Annotated in this window: 1 protein-coding gene; it reads left to right on the top strand. The window is 66.4% G+C overall.

Annotated elements, in window-relative coordinates; genetic code table 11:
* Positions 1–56 precede the first annotated feature (56 nt).
* Positions 57–301 (top strand): hypothetical protein (locus tag PUR61_RS16055; RefSeq protein ID WP_443035179.1); only part of this gene is annotated, 245 nt, incomplete at its 3' end.

Raw genomic sequence — 301 nt, 5'->3', positions numbered from 1 at the left:
CGGTGCGGATCCCCCGCCCGGTCCAGAGCGACTACGCGGCCTGCAAGGTCGGTCTGGTGGCACTCACCCGCACGCTGGCCGACGTGGTCGGACGCAAGGGCATCCGGATCCACACCGTCTCCCCCGCCAAGGTGCGAACCGAGATGACCGACGCCCTCGCAGTGCGGGTTCTTGGTGGCGGAGACCAGCAGGTCGTCGATCACGTCCTCGTTGTTGTTCAGGTGGTGCTGCTCGAACTCCAGGTCGTCGATACGGTAGTGCTGTTCGACGACATGCTTCTCGTCCGCGACGTCGGCGCGGT

It is taken from the genome of Streptomyces sp. BE20, assembly GCF_036322525.1.
Taxonomy (GTDB): domain Bacteria; phylum Actinomycetota; class Actinomycetes; order Streptomycetales; family Streptomycetaceae; genus Kitasatospora.
Note: the sequence above shows the minus strand (reverse complement) of the source record. Positions and strands in the feature narration are given on the sequence as shown.